This is a genomic window from Exiguobacterium sp. SL-9 (assembly GCF_004336985.1).
Classification (GTDB): Bacteria; Bacillota; Bacilli; order Exiguobacteriales; family Exiguobacteriaceae; genus Exiguobacterium.
The window spans coordinates 44,757-63,143 of sequence record NZ_SJUO01000003.1 but is presented as its reverse complement, the minus strand read 5'-3'; the positions used below and the strand labels follow the sequence as shown (position 1 = coordinate 63,143).

At 50.8% G+C, this 18,387-nt stretch carries 21 protein-coding genes; 4 read left to right on the top strand and 17 right to left on the bottom strand.

Features of this window, described 5'->3' with window-relative positions; genetic code table 11:
* Nucleotides 1-12: 12 nt before the first annotated feature.
* From pelG to EVJ34_RS08900, 6 genes are all read right to left on the bottom strand, one after another.
* Nucleotides 13-1,461, bottom strand: coding sequence for an exopolysaccharide Pel transporter PelG (gene pelG / locus EVJ34_RS08925; RefSeq protein ID WP_131485357.1), 1,449 nt, complete (start codon nucleotides 1,459-1,461; stop codon nucleotides 13-15).
* On the bottom strand, nucleotides 1,442-2,860 hold the full coding sequence (pelF, locus tag EVJ34_RS08920) for a GT4 family glycosyltransferase PelF (RefSeq protein ID WP_131485356.1): 1,419 nt from the start codon (nucleotides 2,858-2,860) through the stop codon (nucleotides 1,442-1,444). The genes pelG and pelF overlap by 20 nt, the downstream gene beginning before the upstream one ends.
* Nucleotides 2,857-4,704 (bottom strand): DUF2194 domain-containing protein, encoded by a 1,848-nt coding sequence (locus EVJ34_RS08915; protein WP_131485355.1) that lies wholly within the window; start codon nucleotides 4,702-4,704, stop codon nucleotides 2,857-2,859. The genes pelF and EVJ34_RS08915 overlap by 4 nt, the downstream gene beginning before the upstream one ends.
* The gene (locus tag EVJ34_RS08910) at nucleotides 4,686-5,624 is read right to left on the bottom strand and encodes a tetratricopeptide repeat protein (RefSeq protein WP_131485354.1); all 939 of its coding nucleotides are present in this window, start codon (nucleotides 5,622-5,624) and stop codon (nucleotides 4,686-4,688) included. The genes EVJ34_RS08915 and EVJ34_RS08910 overlap by 19 nt, the downstream gene beginning before the upstream one ends.
* A 4-nt stretch (nucleotides 5,625-5,628) precedes the next feature.
* A complete protein-coding gene (locus EVJ34_RS08905) occupies nucleotides 5,629-6,849 on the bottom strand; it encodes a GAF domain-containing protein (RefSeq protein ID WP_131436041.1) in 1,221 nt (406 codons plus the stop codon).
* A 114-nt stretch (nucleotides 6,850-6,963) separates the two neighbouring features.
* Complete coding sequence (locus tag EVJ34_RS08900; RefSeq protein ID WP_131485353.1) at nucleotides 6,964-7,791, bottom strand: glycoside hydrolase family 191 protein; 828 nt, start codon at nucleotides 7,789-7,791, stop codon at nucleotides 6,964-6,966.
* Between the two features lie 104 nt (nucleotides 7,792-7,895).
* Here EVJ34_RS08900 and EVJ34_RS08895 point away from each other — a divergent pair, with 104 nt between their 5' ends.
* Nucleotides 7,896-8,297: an ion channel gene (locus tag EVJ34_RS08895; protein ID WP_131436045.1), complete on the top strand. Its 402-nt coding sequence runs from the start codon at nucleotides 7,896-7,898 to the stop codon at nucleotides 8,295-8,297.
* Nucleotides 8,298-8,311: 14 nt separating this feature from the next.
* Here EVJ34_RS08895 and EVJ34_RS15805 read toward each other — a convergent pair whose 3' ends face one another.
* The 3 genes from EVJ34_RS15805 to EVJ34_RS08885 are packed head-to-tail and all read right to left on the bottom strand — an operon-like array spanning nucleotide 8,312 to nucleotide 9,951.
* The gene (locus tag EVJ34_RS15805) at nucleotides 8,312-8,464 is read right to left on the bottom strand and encodes a hypothetical protein (protein ID WP_201739680.1); all 153 of its coding nucleotides are present in this window, start codon (nucleotides 8,462-8,464) and stop codon (nucleotides 8,312-8,314) included.
* Between the two features lie 48 nt (nucleotides 8,465-8,512).
* Nucleotides 8,513-9,352, bottom strand: a complete 840-nt coding sequence (locus tag EVJ34_RS08890) for an aminoglycoside 6-adenylyltransferase (RefSeq protein WP_131485352.1) — start codon at nucleotides 9,350-9,352, stop codon at nucleotides 8,513-8,515.
* Complete coding sequence (locus EVJ34_RS08885; protein WP_131436049.1) at nucleotides 9,349-9,951, bottom strand: pentapeptide repeat-containing protein; 603 nt, start codon at nucleotides 9,949-9,951, stop codon at nucleotides 9,349-9,351. The genes EVJ34_RS08890 and EVJ34_RS08885 overlap by 4 nt, the downstream gene beginning before the upstream one ends.
* A 53-nt stretch (nucleotides 9,952-10,004) precedes the next feature.
* Here EVJ34_RS08885 and EVJ34_RS08880 point away from each other — a divergent pair, with 53 nt between their 5' ends.
* Nucleotides 10,005-10,451 (top strand): NUDIX hydrolase, encoded by a 447-nt coding sequence (locus tag EVJ34_RS08880; protein WP_131485351.1) that lies wholly within the window; start codon nucleotides 10,005-10,007, stop codon nucleotides 10,449-10,451.
* On the opposite strand, the gene EVJ34_RS08875 is transcribed toward EVJ34_RS08880, so the two are convergent.
* From EVJ34_RS08875 to EVJ34_RS08860, 4 genes are all read right to left on the bottom strand, one after another.
* Entirely contained in the window at nucleotides 10,422-11,132 is a 711-nt protein-coding gene (locus EVJ34_RS08875) for a YjjG family noncanonical pyrimidine nucleotidase (RefSeq protein WP_131485350.1), read from the bottom strand. The genes EVJ34_RS08880 and EVJ34_RS08875 overlap by 30 nt on opposite strands.
* 126 nt (nucleotides 11,133-11,258) lie before the next feature.
* Nucleotides 11,259-12,203, bottom strand: a complete 945-nt coding sequence (locus tag EVJ34_RS08870) for an alpha/beta hydrolase (RefSeq protein WP_131485349.1) — start codon at nucleotides 12,201-12,203, stop codon at nucleotides 11,259-11,261.
* 172 nt (nucleotides 12,204-12,375) lie between these two features.
* Nucleotides 12,376-13,131 carry an HAAS domain-containing protein gene (locus EVJ34_RS08865; protein ID WP_131485348.1) on the bottom strand — a complete coding sequence of 252 codons (756 nt, stop codon included), beginning with the start codon at nucleotides 13,129-13,131 and terminating at the stop codon, nucleotides 12,376-12,378.
* Entirely contained in the window at nucleotides 13,106-13,459 is a 354-nt protein-coding gene (locus EVJ34_RS08860) for a PadR family transcriptional regulator (protein ID WP_131485347.1), read from the bottom strand. Before EVJ34_RS08860 ends, EVJ34_RS08865 begins: the two co-directional genes overlap by 26 nt.
* A gap of 168 nt (nucleotides 13,460-13,627) precedes the next feature.
* On the opposite strand from EVJ34_RS08860, the gene EVJ34_RS08855 reads away from it, so the two are divergent.
* Nucleotides 13,628-15,085 (top strand): aldehyde dehydrogenase family protein, encoded by a 1,458-nt coding sequence (locus EVJ34_RS08855; protein WP_131485346.1) that lies wholly within the window; start codon nucleotides 13,628-13,630, stop codon nucleotides 15,083-15,085.
* A 41-nt stretch (nucleotides 15,086-15,126) separates the two neighbouring features.
* Here EVJ34_RS08855 and EVJ34_RS08850 read toward each other — a convergent pair whose 3' ends face one another.
* From EVJ34_RS08850 to EVJ34_RS08835, 4 genes are all read right to left on the bottom strand, one after another.
* Nucleotides 15,127-15,465, bottom strand: a complete 339-nt coding sequence (locus EVJ34_RS08850; protein WP_131485345.1) for a zinc ribbon domain-containing protein YjdM — start codon at nucleotides 15,463-15,465, stop codon at nucleotides 15,127-15,129.
* Nucleotides 15,466-15,531: 66 nt separating this feature from the next.
* Nucleotides 15,532-16,044, bottom strand: coding sequence for a GNAT family N-acetyltransferase (locus EVJ34_RS08845; RefSeq protein ID WP_131485344.1), 513 nt, complete (start codon nucleotides 16,042-16,044; stop codon nucleotides 15,532-15,534).
* A 115-nt stretch (nucleotides 16,045-16,159) separates the two neighbouring features.
* The gene (locus EVJ34_RS08840; protein WP_131485343.1) at nucleotides 16,160-16,489 is read right to left on the bottom strand and encodes a four-helix bundle copper-binding protein; all 330 of its coding nucleotides are present in this window, start codon (nucleotides 16,487-16,489) and stop codon (nucleotides 16,160-16,162) included.
* A gap of 83 nt (nucleotides 16,490-16,572) precedes the next feature.
* Nucleotides 16,573-17,184 carry a protein kinase family protein gene (locus EVJ34_RS08835; protein ID WP_131485342.1) on the bottom strand — a complete coding sequence of 204 codons (612 nt, stop codon included), beginning with the start codon at nucleotides 17,182-17,184 and terminating at the stop codon, nucleotides 16,573-16,575.
* A gap of 153 nt (nucleotides 17,185-17,337) precedes the next feature.
* Between EVJ34_RS08835 and EVJ34_RS08830 the strand changes: the two genes are divergently transcribed.
* Nucleotides 17,338-18,234 carry an aldo/keto reductase gene (locus EVJ34_RS08830; protein WP_131436073.1) on the top strand — a complete coding sequence of 299 codons (897 nt, stop codon included), beginning with the start codon at nucleotides 17,338-17,340 and terminating at the stop codon, nucleotides 18,232-18,234.
* Nucleotides 18,235-18,387 lie beyond the last annotated feature (153 nt).

Sequence of the window (18,387 nt, the reverse complement as noted above, 5' to 3'; positions counted from 1 at the left end):
ACTGAAAACCCTTTATCGAGAGAAACGCCGGTTCAACAACGTTCCCATTTGAGAGAACCGCTCGGTACCGAGTTTGCGACGATTCGATATCGCGAACACGAAATAATCGACTTTCCCCATGTAATAAATCAAGCGCAGTCCGGCCAAAAAGAACGTGATGGTCGTGCTGACGGCAAAGCCGACGCCGTACCAATCGATGCCGCGCGGCAAGAGCAAGAGCGTGAACAACGCGTTCAGCGTGAAGAAGGACAGCGTGATGAACAACGCCCCGCGCCGATCCTCGAAATAGAGTAGTAACAGGGTCAAAATAAGGATCATCGCGTTCGCGAACGCCGCGAGCGTCGTCATCCGAAAGATTTGCCCGATCTCGTCCGGCACACCGATCCAGCCGACGAACATGCCTGCCATGAGGATGGCGAACAGCGTCACGACGCCTTGGCTGCGCGCGAGTCGAATCAACTCATTCTTTAACACGGACGTCATCGTCTGTTTCGCTTTCTCGATTTGATGGAGCGCTCCGCCGTAGTTAATCAATCCATAAAACGTGCGATAGCGCTCATAAAATCTTGTCTCGACGGCGACGACGAACAACAACTGCGTCGGGATAATGGTCAAATACGACCAAAAAATGGCCGTGTCGTAATACGGGTTGAACAAGAACGAGTCCGCGATGATGATACGCCCTTCCCCGAACCAGATGATAAAGTTCGTGACCCAAATCCCGAGCACGTACAACACGCCGATGGCGAACAGGTCCGGATAGCGGTCGAAGTACTTAAAGTACGAGAACTCTTTCACAGCATAGCGGAGCGGGAACGTCCGGAGCATCGCGAAGAACAACCCGAACAACGTCACAATCATCCCGGCCGTGAAACCGAGCAACAGCTCGAGACTAGACGGATTGGTCATGAGGCGACTAATCGCATAGACGCTCCCGACCGAGATGAGGCCACCGAGTAGGAAACTATAGGCCACCGCTTGATAATACTTCGCGGCACTTAAAAACAAGAACATGACCCAGATGACGTTGATCATCATGAACAAGACGAACAGCGTCAATTTGTATAAGAAGTCGAGCGGAGACAATAACCAAAAGATGCTGTACAGGATTGTTGCTGCGAGAATCGTCACTTTGAGCATCCCGGTGAACACCGGGAAAATCTCGTGCGCCTTCTTTTCGTAAAACAAGTCCGCCACGTATCGTGTGACGACAAGCTGTTGGAAGCTGAACAAAATTTGCGAGAAAATGAACGCATACGAGACCGAGATCATGAAAAGCGTCCGCTCGGCGAGTGACAACGTCGGCATTTGGAACGCCAGCCATTGAATCGTGCCGACGACCAAAATCACGATCAACCACGGTCCGGATGTGACGAGGCCTGAGAACGTGTACGCCTTCAGCCGGGACGAGTAGTAGTCTTCTTGAAACAACTTCTGTAACTTAAACCCGATGCCCGCCATACTGTTCCCTCCTCGTTTCATAGATGGCCTTGTAGCGGTCCACAACTTGTTGGAGACGATAATATTGGCGGACCCGCTCCCGTCCGTTCTTCCCAAAACGCATCCGTTCTTTCGGATAATCCATCATCCACTCGACCTTGTCCGCGACCGCTTCCGGATGAACCGGTGGCACAATGAACCCTGCTGGTCCGAACGGATCGTCTTCTCGGCCGTACAAGAGCTCGGAACAAGCCCCGACATCGGTCGCGACCCAAGGAATGCCTGCAGCCATCCCCTCAAGAATCGCGAGCGGTTGACCTTCCGAGATGCTCGTCAACAGCAATAAATCGAACTTCGGCAAATAGGCTTGGACGTCGACTTTTCCGGCGAGTTCGACATAATCGGTCAGCCCGCTCTGTTCGATGAGCAGACGGCACTCTTCCGCATATTTCTCATCTTCATCGAGCGGACCCATAATCGTCAGCTTGAAAAGTCGATTCCGCTCCTGCAAAATCTTGGCGGCATAAATCATCGTCTTCAAGTCTTTGATCGGCACTAAGCGGACGATGGCCCCGATTTGAAAGAGATCGTGTTCGGGACGATTGACCGTCGCTTGAATTTGACGGTCGGCGATGCCGTTGGCGATAATTTTCGTCTTCTCGCTCGGGGCGCCGATCCATTCTTGATATTCACGATTCCGTTCGAACAACGTGATAATTTCGTCGGCCGCATTGTATGCTTCGCGCGACAAGTGGTGAAAGAAACGGACCCACCTCGGCTTATACGGTGCCGGAATCCAATACGACTGCAAAATCTCCTCTTCCCGCTCGCGCGAATAAATGCCATGCTCAGTCAAGATGAACGGGATCCCTTGCGTCTCTTTCATGTACGAGGCGACCACGCCAGCATATCCCGTGGATACAGCGTGCACGAGGTCGACTTTCGGGAGCGGTTGATGAAGTACCCGCAAAATCGGGGTGTACATGCTTTGCCACATCCAAAAATAGTCGATGAACGAGCCCCCGTTCATTTCTTCGGAATAGGCCGATTTGACATTTTTCCAAAAAAATTCACTTGCGAAAAACGCCTGACTCGAGGGCACTTCTTTTCCGAGCAGGCGGAGTGCTTGCCGGTTCGGGCTCTTCAACATGAGCCAATCGGATACTTTCTGTTCTTCTTCGGCGTCCCACTTCAACCGCCCCTTCGCCCGCTCGCCCACGTCATTCAAATACAAATGGGTGATTCCTGAGACGTTGGGCGGCAATGCATATTTCATCTCTTCTAGACGCTTTTCGGTCGGTTGAATTGAGATGATTTCAAACGACACCTCGGGCATCGCCTCGATCAACGTCTGCGTCCAACTCGAGACGCCACCGCTCACATACGGATAACTCCCCTCTAAGACAAGTCCGATTTTCATTGCACTTCCCCCTTGATGGCGATTTCAGCATTCGCCGACGTCAGTTTGACGAGATAGAGCGGACGATCGGCGTCCCACTGTTCGACCGTTCCGAAATCAAACTCCCCTGTCTCGAGTGACTGGCCTGGTTTGAGACGGATCGTGAAATGGGATGGGTTGACGAGTCCTTCCCCAGCTAAATAGACGGTCGACTCATCGAATGTGACGTTTAAATCAGCTTGTTGGTAGGTGATCATCTTTTCGGTCGCGTAGTGTTGCGTGTACGCTTCAAGATGCGGATATTGATTCTTCACGTCGTGGACGATTTTACGCAGACTCGCGAACATCGTATCCCAGTCCCGACCGAAGGCCCGGTCTGGATCGATGACATCATCCGGGTGAATGAAGTGGGAAAACACACCGAAATTGGCGATTGCATCGACCATTTGGAAAATCGATCCGCGTTCTTCCCCGTAATCGCTCGTCACGCGCGGGAAATGGTACAAGTTCGGATGCGTCGCATCAAATTCGAACTCTTGGACGAAGTCCCCGCTCTCTTGCTCTCCCGTATAGAGCGAGGCGATTGTGCGAAGTTCTGGCAGCGCCTCAGCGATCGCATCGACCCCTGTCCGGTTGAGCGCGTTCGACGGCGGGACGTATGACTTGAGCGTCTCGTCCGGGAAATAATTTGCAAACACGGATTCGGCTTGAAGTAACGACCGTTTCATCTCATCCTTATCCTTCCAAGGAATATACCCATACGTTGGATCGATCGGTTCATCGGCGGTGACGAGCGACTGGTGGTTATAACCATGGAGTCCAATCTCCCCACCGTGGGCAATCAATTTTCGACCGAAGTAGAGCATCGGGAACTCGCCACGTTTAATCAACTGTTCGTCGACGAGCTCCATCTCTTCTTCATACGTCCCGATCATCGCCCCCGTGTAAATCAAATCATCGTCTTCCGCCAAATCAACCATGTCTTCCCACCAATCCTCGGCGAAGAAATCTTTGACCGATTTATCGAGGGGGGTGGCAGAGACGTCTTTCATCTTCCCATCCATGACTGGTGCCGGGAAATCGTCAATGTACATGAGTTTAACGGCTGCTTGTGCCGTGACGAACGCCGGCGGCATCGTACCGAGCGTCTGGACGAACAACCCGCGGATCATCTTTTGATCGGTGATCGTCGTGTTCCAATAGAGGACATTCCCGTCTCCGACACCGTATTCCCAAAGAATCGGAAATCCTTCGGCTGACAACATGACGTTGGCATCGTCTGCAATCGAAAAATCGACGACGCTATGGACAAAGAGATCATCTGGCGGGTTCAAGTCGACATACCCGGGAAAAATCGTCTCTTCAAAACTCAAGCCATACACATCGGGCACAAAGTCACCAATCTCTTCAATCCCGGTCAACTCATTCCACGATGGGTCTTTGAACCGGTTTGCGAATACGAGATTCCCGCCCTGTTCGACGTAGCGTTTCATGTCCGCGAACGGCCATCTGGACGTATTTTCACCTGTGAAAATGATGATGGTGTATGGTGATGGGGTGATAGAGCTTGCCCCGAGAGGACTGATTTCACGAACATCGAGTTTGGCGTATTGCAGTCCATATAACAGGTTGTTCGCCGTTTCGACCGCCAAATCGCCTTCATCCCGGACGAGATAAACTTGAATCTGATGCGCACCTGCTTTTGCTGAGGCATCACTCTTCAATTGATCGATGTTCATCTGTTGCTCGGCAACGTTTGGCAATAACGTATGCAGCGAGTGAATGCGTAAGTATTGAATCGCACCGACGATCACTAAAAATAAGACGATGAAGAGTGAGAATGAGATTACAGTTCGCTTTTCCATGATGTCGTGTCACTCCATTCTTCAAACAACAGTCGGTACTCGTACGGTACGTCCTCAATCGAAAATTGGGTCTGCATCATAAACATGACCGCCTTCACTTCGTTCCAACGCTCACGCTCATAATAGTAATTGATGAGCATGAGATGGGCCTCAATTCGTTCCGGGAAATAATGGACGTACTCCTTTAAACTATTCAGTTGTTCTTTCGGACGTTCCAATGTGTAATAAACCTCGTTCAAATCTTCATAAATCCAAGGTGAGGGGGGATAAAGTGTTTTGGCTTTCAACAATTCTTCGAGCCAGGCACCTCGCTTGTCTTTCAACATGACCTCCGTGATGAGTTCGCTATGAATCATACGTTTATAAATCGTCGCAAGCCGGCGAATCGTCTCTGGGTTCCCCAAATCATATTCGCGTTTCGCAAGCTTCAATTCTTGTTCATATTGATCAATCAAGATGTTCATCGTCGCCGCGGCATAGTGAACGGTCTCACTATCCGTGCTTTCAAGCCCCATCTGCAAATACTTCCCTTGCTGGTCAATCGACTGGTTGACGTGCGTTAAAATCGAATGTTTGCGAATGGCCGGGTCTTTCGAGTTGATGGCGTCGGTGAGCGGTAACAGAGTGGTGCTGCTATTCGCTTCGTGGCGTATTTGTTCATAGTTGACGACCTTGAAATCGATATAGTCGTCATAGTCTTCAATCAGACCGCTCCGACCGAACCGTTCAGCGAGCCGATACACCGCGTAGACGGCCAGTTCAGCCAAAAACGGCAAGAACAAACCAAAACTGAGGGCCGCGACTGCGACGCCATAATCTGGTGCTTTCATCTTTCGTTTCAACACGATCAACAGGACGAAGGCGAGCAATGCGTGAGCGACATAAATCCCAATCAATCCGAGACGAATAGTAGATTCCATGCCGTCACACTCCTTTCTGAATCAAAATCCCTTCGATTCGGTCATAGATCCGTTGACGGTGCTCCTCATTCGTACCTGGAAGCAAGAGCAACAACTTATTCTCGTCCGGGTCATACCCGACGACATCAATCTCTCGCAAGTAGGAGTGAACGATTGCTTCGATACTTTCGAGCGAGACCGGTTCATACCCGAGCGGATAGTCGAGCACGATGTAAGGCTGCCCATGGTGAATTTTTTTCTGTTCTTGGATCGCAACAAGTTCTGTGAACGCCTCTTTCTTATAAAACGAAGTGCCTTTATGCATCTTCTCGTGCTGCTCTTTACGAATCAGGTTCTCGGCGTTTTGAATGCGCGTCCCGATCCACGAGAAGAGGATATTGAGGACGTGCAAATCATCGGTCGTCAATTTTCGAAGCGGCAACCGCTTGATGACGACGACTTCACGGGTCGTGCCGTCCACGATAATCGGTGCGAGTAGCATCGGGTCCGTATCCTCGTCGTCGAGTTGACGGAGCGTCGTCTCTTGGACTTGGAAAAACCGTTTAAACATACTTGATGCCTCATCGAGAAAAATCGTTTGTGGGAACTCTTTCTTGTCCGTTTGGCGAATCAAGAGACGCATCGATTTCTGGGAGCGGTCGACGTGGTAAATCGCCACATCGCTCGCTAGGAACGTTTTTTTCAATAGGCGAATCGTCTCGCTCCGAATCAATTCTGGATGTGGTAAATCAAGCGATACGGCGAGTTCATACAATTGGTTCAAGCTATACTCGGATTGAAGTAATTTTTGACGAAGTGTGGTTTGCGAAGTGTTGAGTAAATCGACGGTCTCTTTCAAATACGTATTTTCATCTTTCAGTTCTTCGTTGCGGAACTGGCTGATTTCGTAACGCTCTCGAAATGAGGTACTGAACAACCCGACGATGACAGTGATTGCGAAGTAGTAAAACAGTGTAAGAAGTGAGTTTGTATCGTAGAACAACAGGAAGATATCCTCTCCTATTAAGCCGGTGTATAACACTTTATAGAGGAGCAACATACTGAAACTGATTACGCCGAAAATAGTGCCGTACCTGAGGGCGAATAAGATAGCGGCCACATAAAACAAGTTCAGCTCATTTTGAATCGTGCCTAGACTGAAGAATACATCGATTCCGATCAATAACGCGAACACGACGAGAATCTCGACCCATTTGAGCCATGGACGGTCTTGAGCGTACAGCATGATAATCCCCTCCTCATGGATAATCTCTTTTCAGTTTTTCATGTAATGCGGATTCACGACTGCCGTTCCCGAGGCTCACGCAATCCATTACTTTACCCTTACCCCAATCAACCCCTAAAAATCCCACGTATTGTAATATGTTGGTTCGTGATAATGGATAAAGCCGTTCGTTTCGGCCATATCCCGACTGGTCGCTTCTTCTTGGTCAGAGACGGTAAGGACGGCGATGCCGTATTTATCTTGAATCGCGTTCATGCGATCGAGCATCTCCATCGACCAAGAATCGGACGTGATTTCCGTGTAATTAAACCCTTCCCACATGAAGCCTTCCACATAAGGCGCACTCGTTCGTTCAAGCGTCTCGATGCCCCAGTTTTGGACGACAGGGACGCCCGGGTACGATTTTTCAATCGCTTGTAAAAAAGCCTCGAGTCCAGCCAGCTGTTCTTCTAAGTCTTCCGGATAGTCGAGGTGAACATCATCGATATCACCGACCGTGTCGAGGAAAATTCCGTCCAGGTGCTTATTGATGACTTGTTTTTGAATCTCACGAATTAAAATCTTACGGAAGTCGGCCGAGCTGATATCCGTCAAATACGAATCCCATTTCGGAAAATAAATGCGTTCCCCATTCCGATAGAAGAAATCGTCTTTGTCCATTTGACCGATGAGCGCCCGATTCCATGTGTCTGCTTCCATCACGTTAATGTAGCCGAGCACTTTCGTCCCGTTTGAACGGATTGTCTCAATTTGTTCCGGCGTATACCAAATCGGTTCGATGATGACGAGGTCATAACGAGCCATGTCTTCGATAATCGCCTCGGTCGGCATATTGTAAAAAATCTTATAAGAATGGATCTCATCAAAATCAAACGGCTCTTTCGTCGAACATCCTCCTAAAAAGAAGATGAGCAATAGGCCGCCTACTAAACATCGTCGCACTCGGACACCTCCTCGTTGAATGAATCCGTCTTGGTGTGATTCGGTCCGTTTGACGGTGAACAATCAGGGAAAACACAACATACAGACTGTCACAGAAGGGAGAAATGAGCGTGAATTCCATTTTATTGACGATTGCCCTGTTATTCGTCGGCTTGAACGTGTTTACTTTCTTTCGACGCCAAACGTATAAACAAACCGGTTTTGACATGCGTTTGTTCAGCCATTTGTTCGTCAGCCTATTCGGCGTCATGATTGGGTTCGCCTTGATTTACTACGCGCTGTCACGTGACGGCGTCATCTTGGTGACGTCACTCGAGACGATGAACGCGGTCGATCCAAGCTGGCGCAACCTGCTCTACTTTAGCGGAGTCACGTTGCTGTCAATTGGATTCGGCGACTTGCTGCCGATTGGCCCGGCTCGGTTATTCGCCTTGCTCGAAGCGGCAATTGGAATCTTATTGCCGACGGCATTTTTTGTGAAATCGATATATAAAAAAGAAGACTGAGGAAAAACAGTCTTCTAGCGTCCAGTAATTAGCAAATACATGTTGAATGCGACGAGTCCAAGCGGAAATAAGGCCACGACGACAATTGGCCATTTCTTCGTCCGGATGCCGACAAATAAAAGTAAACTCCCCACTAGGAGCGCGATGAACGTCGTATACGGATTCAAGCGTCATTCCCCCTTCTATAGAAGGGCTTTTCCCGACTCAACCAAAAACTAATCGTTTGAGTACCAAAGCGTCGAAAAAGCGTCACGAATTCGTCGGGCTTCCATCTCCGCAAACGGATATCCGGCTCGTTCAGCCACGCGACGACTGACACGTTCAAATTGTTCCACCAATGCTGCATGTGCCGTTTCCATCGCTGTCACTTCGACCAAAGTGTATGTATCAAGATAAGTCTGCCATACTCCTGGAGCCAAATGCCTCTTCAGACCATCCCCGGACTTTCCTCCGTTCGCCGTAAAGTTTGTCGCAAAGCCGACGTCCCACGCGAGCATCTGCCGGAGCATCGTCCGCATGATCGTCACATGGTCAAAAGCGTATAACCGTTGACCCCGCTTGATACCTTTGACGACGTAAAGCGACACCCACCAAAACTCGTTCCAACACTGCTCATAGTCGAATCGGCTCGGTCGTCTGATGCGGTACGTGTCATCAGATGGGATCGGTTGACCGGCAATCTCGTCTTTATCGATGAGGACGAGACTGAGTGAATCTTCATGAATCATCGCCTGCACGTCACGCATAGGACGGACGGTCAAATCGACGCGATGTCCGGCTGCAAACTGCACGAGGAACGCGAAACATTCGTATACGGATTGAGCGGGCACTTCATCTGGCGTCTGCATGATCAACACGTCCCCAAGCGGCGCCATCCATGACCGGTCCTCGATAAACGCGGTCACGTCGTCGACGAAACAGGTGACATCGACGTCTTGAAAACGGTCCGTCGACACGTTCGGATTAACGAGCGACCCATTTAGAACAAGAACACGGATGTCGTCTCGCCCCTCGGCTAAGGACGTCAAGTACTCGAGCACGTGCTCATTGGTCATATGACGTTCGCCCCGAGCGAGCGGGCGACTTGGACGGCCTGCATGACGTCAAGCGTCGCTTGTTTCAAAATGACGTCCGAGAAATCGACCCCATCCATCTCGGCCCCTACAAAATCGGCACCGGTGCAGTCGGCGTGTTGCAAGACGGCGCGGGACAAGACGGCGTTCGTCCAGCGTGATTCTTTCAAATCCGCACCGTATAAATCGGCCTCGGTCAATCGGACACCGGACCAATCCATTTTCCGGAGCGGGGCGTGACGCAGATTGACGAACGACCAATCCCCCTCACGCACGACGACCCCTTCGAACGTGCATGACTCAAACGACGAACCCGTCATCTTGCATTGGTCGAATTCGCTCAAAAACAGATTCGCCCCGTTGAATTGACAATTCAAAAACGAGCTGCCACTGTGGCGTGAGGCGTTCCACTTCGAATCGGTGAAGTCACAGTTGATGAATCGGCACTGTTCGGTCTCGCACTCGGTCGCATCGATATAGGTGAAGCGACAGTTCTCGAACGTCGTCTGGGTGAGTTGGACGTCACGGAGCGTCTCGTCCCGAAAATCTTCTCCTTCATAGACTGCATGTGATTGAAACATGATCGGCCTCCTTGGCGTATACTGGTTGTAGTTTAAGGAATGGAGTGATGAAAATGGATATCGTATTTCCGACCGCGCACGGCACGTTCAATTATCGCGTCGCCGGCATCTGGGTCCAGGACGGCCATTTGCTCGTTCATCGGAATGTGAACGATGACTTTTGGGCGTTACCGGGCGGCCGCGTCGGCATCGGCGAAGAGGCCGAGCTCGCCTTGACGCGTGAGCTACAAGAAGAACTCGAAGCGACATTGACGGGAACGACGTTCGCTTTCGTCTCCGAAAACTTCTTCACGTATTTGGAGCGCACGGTGCATGAGATCGGCATGTACTTTTATGTAACGGGTGACCTCCCGCTCCGGCGTGGAGACTTCCACGGACCGGAAGGGGATCACCTCATCTATCGTTGGCAGCCGCTTGACGCGCTCCGTGATTTGAAACTCTTCCCGGAGACGCTCTATGCGTTACCGCAATCACTGCCGCCCCACTTTATCGACCGCTGAGCCTGACAAAATCGACTTCAACTCGTGCAAGTCTTGAATCTCATACGTCGTCTCGACCGACGCCGCAACCTCGTGCGGATTATACCAACACGTGTCGAGCCCATACATGCGCCCGCCGGCGATATCTGCCGTCAACGAGTCCCCGACGATGAGTCCACGTTCTGGTGCCACGTTCGGCACCCGGTCAAATACATAGTCGAAAAATGGCTTCATCGGCTTTTGCGAACCGGTCGCGTCCGAGACGAACACGTCCTGGAAGTAAGGGAGCAGTCCCGAGGCTTCGAGTCGCTTGAACTGCGTCTCCGTCACCCCGTTCGTGACGATATAGAGCGGATACTGTTCACTGAGCGTTTGGACGAGTTCGAGTGCCCCATCGATGATGTGCACACCGGCGTGTAAATGGTCGCGATAGCGCTGTTCGACTTCATGTGCATCAATCGTGATGCCGAGCGTATCGAACAGTTGCGTATGCCGGCCCATCAAGACGTCTTCCCGCCCGACCTCGCCACGCTCGAACGCGCGCCACAATCCGTTATTGATCGTCACATACTGTTGTTTCAATTCATCGGTCATCCGAACGTTATGCGCAGCGAGCAACTGCTTCAAGGCGACGTGCTCGCTCTGTTTAAAGTCTAACAACGTATCGTCGACATCGAATAAAATCGCTTCATATCGTTTCATAATCTGTATTACCCCTCTCTGCCTCTAATGTACAGGAATGGGCCGAGAAGTTCAAAACAGGGAGTGAGCCTCTTCCCAAACGGTGGCCGTTTCCCAAGCCTATCGACAGCATGAAAAAAACTCGCCTCACGGGCGAGTTTTTTTCATGAATGCCGTTCTGAGCGTATGAGCCGCTTCTTTGACGGCTCGTCTCGCTTCCGGGACGTACGTGTAATAGTTGACGAAGCCGTGAATCAAGCCATCGTAATTTTGATATGTCACCGGAACACCGAGGCTGATCAATTTGTTGGCGTACGCACGTCCGAGGTCGCGGAGCGGATCGTACTCGGCCGTCAACAATGTCGTCGGCGGAAGTTCCCCCAAATGTTTCGAAAAAATCGGCGAGGCGTACGGATGCATCAATTCCGACTCATCATGGAAGTATTGTTGTCGGAACCACCGGATGAGCCCTTCATCGAGCAGATAACCGTTCGCGTAATCAATCAATGACAGCGGCAAGTTCTCCTCGGTCCCGGTAACCGGGTAAAACAGCAGCTGATGCATGGCGAGCGGACGTCCTCGCTCGATCGCCATCAAGGCACTGACCGTGGCGAGTGTACCGCCGGCGCTGTCTCCGCCGACCGCGAGACGTTCGGCGTCAATCTGGAGTTCCGATGCGTGATCCGCAATCCAAATGAGCGCCTCATAACTATCGTAGACGGCCGTCGGGAATTTATGTTCAGGCGCAAGTCGATAGTCGACCGAGATGACGGTACAATCGGCCTCGTTCGCGATCGTCCGACATATCGCGTCATGGGTGTCGAGACTCCCCGTGACATATCCGCCCCCATGATAGTAGACGAGGGCCGGGGCAAGCGTTCGACTCGAACGATAGATACGGATTGGGAGTGACCGGTCCGGTAGCACGATCACGCGCTCTTCGACGTCATGTACGTGTTCTTTATGTTGAAACCGGGTCATCATTGCATTTTCTTGTCGTCTTAACTCGAACGGATCCAATTGATCATATGTGGTCGAGAGCTGATTTTGAAACTGGTTCAAGTAAAATTGAATCGTCGGATTGACTGGCAATGGGAATCCCTTCTTTCTCTTTTAGGCATACATTTGCCTATTCCCAGCCGCGTTACACTCTAAGCAGACGTAGGTGCTTTTTCGGACGACGTGTCTCATTGATTGCCGGTTGCGACCATGGGATAGCCCCCAGGAAGGCTCAAGAAGACAAATAACCCGAAGCGTTCCAACATCAAACCTGCTCGTTTTGATTCTTTTTCCACCAGACGAACAAAAAGATTCCCATCCCGACGAACAAAATCAACATCGAGAAAATCAATTGTTGTTCGAGCGGCAAGCTCGTTTGGGCGAACGCAAATTGCGGCCCAAACAAGAGGATCGGGATAATCACATTGATCCATGTCTTCGTCCACACCGAGACGATGAACAACGTGACGACGGCAAGGCCGAATAATACGAGTTGACCGGTTGGACCGAACACAATCGTTGGGGTCTCGACGAAGATGTCGAGTACCATCAACCCGAGGAATAACGTCATCGGCATCGCGGCGAGCGCCATGTACGTCACACCATTTTTGAGTTTCCCCGCTTTAGTGCGGACCGACATGTTGCGGAACGCTTGTGAGACGGCGAGTAAAAATAGAATTGCCACAAGCGGGAATCCGATCAAATGGATTGTTGAGAACGTCATCTCTCCCTGTATGAAGTTGGAAATGATGATGTAGGCGAAGACGTTCGGGATGAGCGTCGCGATGATTTTGACGAATCCTTTCACATCAAACGCCATCTCGCTCCCGAGGTGTTGCATGTAGGCTTTCGGGCTCTGGCCGACGACATCGTCCACCCCTTTCCCCGCTCGTTCCGCCTCCTCGAGGTGGTCTTTCAACTCCTCGACGACGTCTTTCACTTCATCTTCCGACTTCCCGCTCGACATGAGATATACCGCTAAATCATCCAAAAAATCACGACTCTTTTTTGAAAGTTCCATCTTCATTCCCCTCTCCGAGTACGCGGTCGACGCCGCTTGACACGTCCGCCCAACGTTGTTTGAAGGCCAGCAACTCGTGCTGTCCCGCCTCCGTCAAAATGTAATACTTTCGCTTCGGCCCTCCGGAAGGCAATGTTTTTTGAATCGTCTCGACCCAGCCGTCTTTCTTCATCCGGAGTAAGACTGGATAAATACTGCCCTCGCTCACCATCGTGAACCCGTACGCTTGTAGCTTCTCTGACATCTCATAGCCGTACGTCTCTCCTTTATCGATGATGGCCAACAGGCAACCTTCGAGCAATCCTTTCAACATCTGACTCATCGCCATGGCGTGACCTCACTTTCGTTAAACTAACTTGTTATACATAATAGTAATGGAAGTCGTTTCCAATTGCAACTACTTTGTAAAACAAGTTAGTTGCGCATCGAGAGGTTTATTTTTTCAAAACAGGTGAATACTTCTTAAGGTGAAGAAAAAATAAAGGAGTGTTGGAATATGCATACCGATTTTACAAAGATGTACATTGATGGCCAATGGGTCGAAGGATCGAGCGACAAATTAATTGATAACACCAACCCGTTCACGGACGAGACGTTATTCTCGATTCGTTCGGCCGACGAGTCTGATCTCGACAAGGCTTATGCCGTTGCGAAAGAAGCACAAGCCGAATGGGCGACGATGCTGCCACAAAATCGACGTGCTTTGATTGAGAAGTTCGCCGAAGTGACGTTGCAACATAAAGATGAGATTATCGATTGGCTCGTCAAAGAGTCGGGCAGCACGCGCATCAAAGCAGAAGGCGAATTTTTAGCCTCGATGGCGATCATCAAAGAAGCGGCGACATTCCCCTTCCGGATGGACGGCCTCATCAAGCCTTCGATCGTCCCGAACAAAGAGAACCGGGTGTATCGGAAACCGCTCGGTGTCATCGGCGTCATCAGCCCATGGAACTTCCCGTTCCACCTCGCGGTCCGCTCAATTGTCTCCGCGCTCGCGACGGGCAATACCGTCGTCGTCAAACCGGCGACGGCGACACCGGTCACAGGTGGTCTCCTCTTCGCCTCGCTCTTTGAAGAAGCGGGTCTTCCGAAAGGCGTCTTGAACATCGTCGTCGGTCGCGGTTCGGAGATTGGAGACGCCATCGTCGAGCACCCGGTGCCAAAACTCATCTCGTTCACCGGTTCGACCGAGGTCGGCAAAGGAATCGCCGAGAAAGCCGGACGCCTGTTGAAAAAGACAGCGCTCGAACTTGGCGGGAACAACGTTTTCGTCGTCTTAGACGACGCCGACATCGACCGTGCCGTGGAATCGGCCGTCTACAGTAAGTTCTACCATCAAGGTCAAATCTGTATGTCGACGAACCGAATCCTCGTCGCCGAGTCGATTCACGATGAATTCCTTGAAAAATTTGTAGAGCGAGTTCGCGCCTTGAAGTTCGGCAACCCGAATGAAGCGGACACGCAAGTCGGACCGCTCATCGATCACGATCAAGTCGACCGCATCCTCGACCAAATCAATCAGACGGTCGAAGCTGGGGCGACGCTCCAGGTCGGCGGGAAAGCAGACGGGAACGTGCTCGAGCCGACCGTCGTGAGTGGTGTCACGAACGACATGCCGCTTGCGAAAAATGAGATTTTCGGACCGGTCGCCGTCATCCTGTCGTTCAAGGACGACGCCGAGGCGCTCCATATCTCGAATGAGTTGCCATACGGACTGAGTGGTGCCGTCCATGGTTCGATTTACCGTGCGACCGAGTTCGCCCGCCAAGTCGAGACCGGGATGATTCACGTCAACGACCAATCGGTGAACGATGAGCCGCACTTGCCGTTCGGCGGAGAAAAAGATTCGGGTCTTGGCCGCTTCAACGGCGAGTGGGTGCTCGAGGAGTTCACGACGCTCCAATGGGTATCCGTCATGCACGAACGCCGGGAATACAAACCATTCTTTTCATAAACAGCAAAAAGCGTGTTGGTCCGCGGACCAACACGCTTTTTTTAGATTTTCTTCACGAACTCCGATTTGAGCTTCATCGCGCCGAAGCCCTCAATCTTGCAGTCGATGTCATGGTCCCCGTCGACGAGACGGATGCCTTTCACTTTCGTGCCTTGTTTGACGACGAGCGACGTCCCTTTCACTTTCAAATCTTTGATGACCGTGACCGTGTCTCCGTCTTGGAGTACATTCCCGTTCGCATCCTTAATTTGTGCATCCGCTTCTGCCTCGGCCGCCTCGCTCGGCGACCACTCGTGGGCACACTCCGGACAAACGAGCAAATTCCCATCCTCATATACATAGGACGACTCACATTTCGGGCAATTTGGTAGTTCTGTCATACTGATTCCTCCATTCGATACACTGTTCCCAGTATACCGCAATTTCAGAAGTTCGACAGCTAGCGGTCAGCCTTCTTGCGGGGAGTCGGGGCCTTTCAAATCGAGTTGATAAAACGATAAGTCGAGCCATTTTCCGAACTTGTATCCGGCTTTTTTAATCGTTCCGGAATGGATGAACCCTAACTTTTCATGTGCTTTGACGCTCGCGATATTGGCGGCATCGATACCACCGATCATCGTCTTCATTTCCCGTTCTTCACCGATGCGGATGATTTCACGTAGCAATTTATTCCCGATGCCTTTCCCCCGGTAGCCGGGATGGACGTACACCGAGTGCTCGACCGTATAATGATAGGCCGGCCATGGGCGGAACGGGCCGAACGTGGCAAACCCCATCACGACATCGCCTTCTTCCCACACGATGATCGGGAGTCCGGACGCTTTTTTCTCTTCGTACCAAGCAATTCGATTTTGGAGCGTCACCGGCTCGTAATGGTAGACGGCGGTACTGTTGACGATTGCGTCATTATAAATATGTAAGACGGCTTGAAGGTCGTCTCGACGGCAGTTGCGAATCATGAGGACACCATACTTTCTATAAGTTTTCTTTATTATACTTATCTCGATTTCAAAATACACCTTACGATTCGCTGCCACATAAAAAAAGTCAGCCGTGTCGACTGACTTTTTCACCTTAGGCTGCCAAACGATCACACATCGACGCGCACTCGAAACAGACACGCGCACATTCCTGACAATGTTCATGCTTATGTTTCTCACACTCTTGGGCACACGCCTTACAGACGACTGCACAAGCCCGGGCAAGTTCCGGTACGAACGCCGAATCCCGTGTCATTGCTTCAGCGAGGAACGAACAGATTGCGGCACACTCCCGGTCGAGCCGGATACAGTCGACCATCATCTTCACATCATGTTCCTCGAGACAAGATTCGAGACAGTAATTGCACGTCTCCACGCAATCGTGTAACGTTTCCAATTCGTTCGCATAAATGTGATGAGCCATGTAAATCTCCTCCTTTTGAATGATGATCCAACGACAATACGTTACTGTTGTTCCCTAATCTCCAAAAGAAAAACGACCGTCGACTAACGTCTCGGGTCGTTCACGAACGTACGATATAAGTAGGCGACACCATTCAACCAGCGCTCCGCATACCGTTTCGGCATGAAGCGAAGGCGATAGACGCGATACATCCGTTTCAAATCCTCCCATTGATGATCGACTTGTTGCCCTTGTCGGAACCGCGCCAAGTCAATCAAATAGATGCGACCTTCCGGCGTGAGAATGAGGTTACGTAAATGGACATCGGACGGGGTCAAACCGAGTCGGCGGGCCGCCATGAGCGCCTCGTCGACTTGCTTGATGTACGCGGGGTCGATCCAAATACCTTCAATCAAACATTCAAACAATGTCTTCCCTTCGATATAGTCGATGACGATATAAGTCGGACCTGCTTCGTACAGATCCGGGAATTGAGGCAACCCTTCGAGCGTCCGATAGATCACGGCCTCCTCGGCCGCGATATGCGTATAGCCCGGAAAAAACACCTTAATGACGAGTCGGGTAGCTTTGATCCGGAACACGGCAGCACTTCGCCCGATGCCGTGCAGTTCGAGATCGGGATGATAAGCGGTCACACGCGTTTCTTGCCCATGTTGCTCAAACGTGACGCCCGCATATTGTTCATAATGATTCATAAAGCACTCCTCTTTTTCAGTTCATCTCTTTCCTATCATAACTGAAATCACTTTCGTTTGACTCGGTCCGTGTCCTTCTCATACGCCCGATAAGTGACGCATCTCCCGTTTATCTCTATAATGAAAGCGACAGACAATGAGGAGGAACCAACCATGCAACGTATCGAACTGACAGAAGACTTATCATTCTCAAGGATCATCCACGGCATGTGGCGTCTCGCCGAATGGGACATGAGCCCACAGGAACGTCTCACGTTCATCGAGCAATGTATCGAACTCGGTATCACGACGTTCGATCACGCCGATATATATGGTGGCTATACGTGTGAAGGGTTATTTGGGGAAGCGCTTCGTCTCGATCCTTCGCTTCGCGATCGAATCGAAATTGTGACGAAGACCGGTATCAAACTGACAGGCTCTTTTAACCCAGGCCAAACGATCAATCATTACGATACGACAAAAGAACATATCATCCATCAAGCCGAACGTTCACTTCAAGAGCTCGCCATCGATCAAATCGATACACTGTTAATTCATCGTCCCGACCCACTCATGGACCCAGACGAAGTCGCTGAAGCGTTCATCACGTTACAACGAAGCGGAAAAGTCCGCACGTTCGGTATCTCGAACCACGTGCCGGCGACCCAGCAGTTGCTCCAGTCTCGCTTGCCATTCCAACTCGTGACGAATCAGCTTGAGCTTTCACCGATGCAATTGAAACACTTCGAAGATGGTTCTGTCGACCTATGTCACGAAAAACGGATGCCGCTCATGGCATGGAGTCCTCTCGCTGGCGGACAACTGTTTACCGAGTCACAGTATGCACCTCTTCGCGAGAAACTCGGGGACATCAGTGATCGTCATGAAGCGGGCGGAATCGATGCGGTTGTTTACGCATGGCTTTTGAAGCATCCGGCCAAGATCATGCCAATCGTCGGTTCTGGGAAAATTGACCGAGTCAAGACCGCGGTTGACGCGCTCGATATCGAACTCACTCGTGAAGAATGGTTCGAGATTTTGAAGGCAGCTCGCGGCCGCGACGTCGATTGAAGGGAAAAATAAACAAATAAACCCTTATTCGTTCCACACTTTTTTTTAAAAATAGTTTCGTCACATTGTGACAACGTGGCCATTCAAAGGTTTATTCGTCAAAAATCGACATGTTCAAGAGAATGAAATTCCATTTCATATCCATAAGTGTAA